Origin of the sequence: Variovorax sp. dw_954, from assembly GCF_018449755.1 — a bacterium.
Classification (GTDB): Bacteria; Pseudomonadota; Gammaproteobacteria; order Burkholderiales; family Burkholderiaceae_C; genus Variovorax.
Genome location: NZ_JAAVVD010000068.1, coordinates 1 through 3495, shown reverse-complemented (window position 1 = coordinate 3495; position 3495 = coordinate 1). Strand labels below are relative to the sequence as shown.

Genomic DNA, 3495 nt, shown 5'->3' with positions numbered 1-3495 from the left:
CGGCCATTATGAGAAGGCCCCAGTTATGAGAAGTTCTGGGGCGACGTAGGCGGGCAGGCCGCGCCAATACTCGCGATCCGCAGTGCGACCACGCACTGGACTGGACATAAATCGGCTGCTGGCGCAGCACTGACGGCTCCACCTCTGGAGACCGTCATGACCAAGATCCCTGCGCTGCACCAGACCCTACGGGGCTGGCTGCTCGAAGGCCCGCTGTCCGCCCAAGTCCCGGCCTACGTCGCGCGACTGAGGCGAGGCCGGTACGCCACCCACACCTGCGATCGCTACGTGAACGCCGTAGCGCATTTCGCGCACTGGATGTCGATGTGCCATTTGCCGGCGCGCATGCTGAACGAAGGCTGCATCGACCAATTCCTTCGCTATCACCTGCCTCGGTGCGACTGCCTGGGTGGCGCGTTGCGCACGCCGAGTGACGCGCATGCGGCATTGGTCCCCATGCTGGAGATCCTGCGTGCCGAGGGCATCATTGCGCGGCCGCCCGCACCGGCAGGCCCCATTGCCGATGAGCTTCGCAGCTACGACGCCCACATGCGCGACGCGCGCGGCTTGGCATCCAAGACGCGCAGTGGCCGTCTTCGCATCGTCGAACGGCTGCTGGTGGCCAAGTCCGCCGGTCGGCCTGTCGTCGTCGGCGAGCTTCAGACCGACGACATACGGCACTTCGTCGCCGACCAACTCGATGCCCTGGGTACCACCAGCAACGCCATCACGATCGCCTCGACCCTGCGCGCGTACCTGCGCTACCGCGCAACCCGTGGCGATGCGGTGCAGCCGCTGTTGGCAGTCATCGCATCCCCCGCGCACTGGAGCATGGCGTCGCTGCCAAGAGGGCTCAAGCCCGAGGAGGTGGATCGGTTGCTGAGTTCGTTCACCGCTGCGCTGCCTTCGCCCCGCCGTGGCTACGCAGTCGTCCGCCTGGCGCTGGATCTTGGGCTGCGCGGCATCGAGATCAGCCGGCTGCAACTGGCCGACATCGACTGGCGCCAGGGCACGGTCACGCTCAAGCGCACGAAGTCGCGCCGCCAGGACCTCCTGCCCTTGCCGACGAGCACCGGCCGGGCCCTGGAGGCGTATCTGCGCTACGAGCGACCCAAGACGAGCGACGGGGCGGTGTTCGTGCGCCGAATGGCGCCGCATGACGAGCCCATCGGCGTCGACGCCATTCGCCGTATCGTTCGCGACGCCTTCCGGCGCGCAGGCATCCCGCATGGCCGCGGCCATGCCCTGCGCCACACCGTGGCCTGTCGGATCATCAACCAGGGCGGGTCGATCAAGGAAGTGGCCGACGTGCTGCGGCACCGGTCACTGAACACCTCGATGATCTACGCCAAGGTTGACCATGGCGCGCTGTCCGACGTTGCGCTGCCGTGGCCGGGGAGCCTGGCATGAGCGCGCGGACGGGCAGCCTGCAGGCCAGGGTCGAGCAGTACCTGGCCGAGCGACGCCGTGTGGGCTTCGAGCTCAGCACGATGGGGCACGGTCTGGCAAGCTTCGCCAGGCATGTCCAAGCGGCGGGGCACCACGGACCGCTGAAGGTCGATCTGATGGCCACCTGGGCGCGCCAAGCCAAGGGCGGACATGGCGACCGCGCCACTGCGGCCCGGAGGCTGAAGATGCTGCGGCCGTTTACCAAGTGGCTACGGCAGTTCGAGCCCGCCACCGAGGTGCCCAACGAAGCCGTCTTCGGCGCGGTGCCGGGCCGGATGACGCCACACGTCTACCGCGAGCCCGAGATCGTAGACTTGCTGGCCGCCGCCCGGGAGCTCGGCCCCGACGGCGGACTACGCCCGGCGGTGATGGAGACGCTGTTCGGGCTGATCGCCTGCACCGGGTTGCGCATCTCCGAGGCGCTGGGGTTGCTCGATGCCGATGTAGACCTGCAAGGCGGCGTGCTGACGATCCGGCAGAGCAAGTGCGGCAAGTCGCGCCTGGTGCCGCGGCATCCGAGCGCCATCGAGGCCCTGGCGCGCTACCGAGCGCAGCGCACTCGGCATGTGCGCAGCACACCCGAGTTGCCATTCTTCGTCGCCAGCCGCGGGCGCTTGCTGGGTCAACCCGTCGGGGACCGCCAAGTCCACCGCATCTTCGAGGAACTGCGCAGGCAACTCGGCTGGGTGGATCGTGGGAGCCATGGCACGCCGCGCATCCACGACCTGCGCCACAGCTTCGCAGTGCGCCGGTTGGTGCTCTGGCACGAGCAGGGCGTGGACGTGGGCCAGCGGATGCTGGCGCTGTCGACCTACCTCGGTCACGTCAAGGTCTCCAGCACCTACTGGTACCTCACCGGCGTGCCGGAGTTGATGGGCTTGCTGGGCCAGCGCTTCGAGCGCTTCGCCAATCCCTGGGAGGACGGCGATGAGTAGGACTTCGACTCCGCGCGCCCCGCCGAGCTTCGCTGCGCTGGTGCAGTCGTTCTTCACCGAGCACCTCACCCAGCAGCGCGCGATGAGCCCGCGGACGGTGGCGACCTACCGTGACGCGTTCGTGCTGTTTCTGGACTTCGCGGTGATGCACCTGCACAAGCAGCCCACGACGATGCGGCTGCAGGACATCACGCCGACGCTGATCCTGGCCTTCCTCGATCATCTGGAACGTGACCGCGGCAACGCCGTGCGGACGCGCAACGCGCGGCTGGCGGCGCTGCGCGCGTTCCTGAAGTTCGCCGGCCACCGTGATGTCGATGCACTGCATGTCGTCGAGCAGGCACTGGGTGTGCCGATGAAGCGCTTCGAGCGGCCGATGCTCGGGTTCCTGTCGCGCGAGGAGATGCTGGCGATCATCGGCAAGCCGGGGCCAAGCTGGACCAGCCAGCGCGATCACCTGCTACTGCACATGCTCTACAACACCGGCGCGCGGGTGTCGGAGATCATCGGCGTTCGCTTGGCCGATGTCTTGCTCGACGGCGCGGCCTGCGTCCACTTGCACGGCAAGGGCCGCAAGCAGCGGACGATGCCGCTGTGGCGATCTACGGTCAAGGCAGTGCGGGCGTGGTTGCGGCTGAACCCTGCGTTGATGTCAACGTCGGCGCTACTGCCCAACCGGGATGGCCATCCGATGACGCGTACCAACGTCACGCAGCGGCTGGCCTTGGCGGTGGCAGCGGCATCGCCAGGGATGCCGAGTCTTCGGGGACATCGCATCTCCCCACACACGGTTCGCCACACGACAGCGATGCACCTGCTTCAGTCTGGCGAGTCCATCGAGGGCATCGCCCTGTGGCTCGGCCATGAGTGCCCAGCCACCACCCACCAGTACGTGGAAGCCGACCTCGCGATGAAGGAGAAGGCACTGGCCAAGCTGCAGGACCCCGACACGGCAGCAAGACGCTTCAGCGCCACCGACTCGCTGCTGGAGTTCCTGAAGACGCTGTGATTATGAGAAGGGGCCGAGCGTGTCGGAGAGCCCAACTACGTCGTGATCCGCGCGCTCCCCACTCCAGAACTTCTCATAACTGGGGCCTTCTCATAATGGCCG

General features: G+C 67.3%; 3 protein-coding genes. All 3 read left to right on the top strand.

Annotation, left to right across the window (positions count from 1 at the left end; translation table 11 throughout):
- Nucleotides 1–156: 156 nt before the first annotated feature.
- The 3 genes from HB681_RS37410 to HB681_RS37400 are packed head-to-tail and all read left to right on the top strand — an operon-like array spanning nt 157 to nt 3393.
- Nucleotides 157–1410 carry a site-specific integrase gene (locus HB681_RS37410; RefSeq protein ID WP_213959953.1) on the top strand — a complete coding sequence of 418 codons (1254 nt, stop codon included), beginning with the start codon at nt 157–159 and terminating at the stop codon, nt 1408–1410.
- On the top strand, nt 1407–2384 hold the full coding sequence (locus HB681_RS37405; protein ID WP_213959952.1) for a tyrosine-type recombinase/integrase: 978 nt from the start codon (nt 1407–1409) through the stop codon (nt 2382–2384). Before HB681_RS37410 ends, HB681_RS37405 begins: the two co-directional genes overlap by 4 nt.
- Nucleotides 2377–3393 (top strand): tyrosine-type recombinase/integrase, encoded by a 1017-nt coding sequence (locus HB681_RS37400; RefSeq protein ID WP_213959951.1) that lies wholly within the window; start codon nt 2377–2379, stop codon nt 3391–3393. Before HB681_RS37405 ends, HB681_RS37400 begins: the two co-directional genes overlap by 8 nt.
- Nucleotides 3394–3495: the final 102 nt, after the last annotated feature.

Excerpts from the sequence above, each read along its gene's own strand:
- HB681_RS37405 (WP_213959952.1), top strand. The coding sequence starts at position 1,407 with ATGAGCGCGCGGACGGGCAGCCTGCAGGCCAGGGTCGAGCAGTACCTG.
- HB681_RS37410 (WP_213959953.1), top strand. The coding sequence starts at position 157 with ATGACCAAGATCCCTGCGCTGCACCAGACCCTACGGGGCTGGCTGCTC.
- HB681_RS37400 (WP_213959951.1), top strand. The coding sequence starts at position 2,377 with ATGAGTAGGACTTCGACTCCGCGCGCCCCGCCGAGCTTCGCTGCGCTG.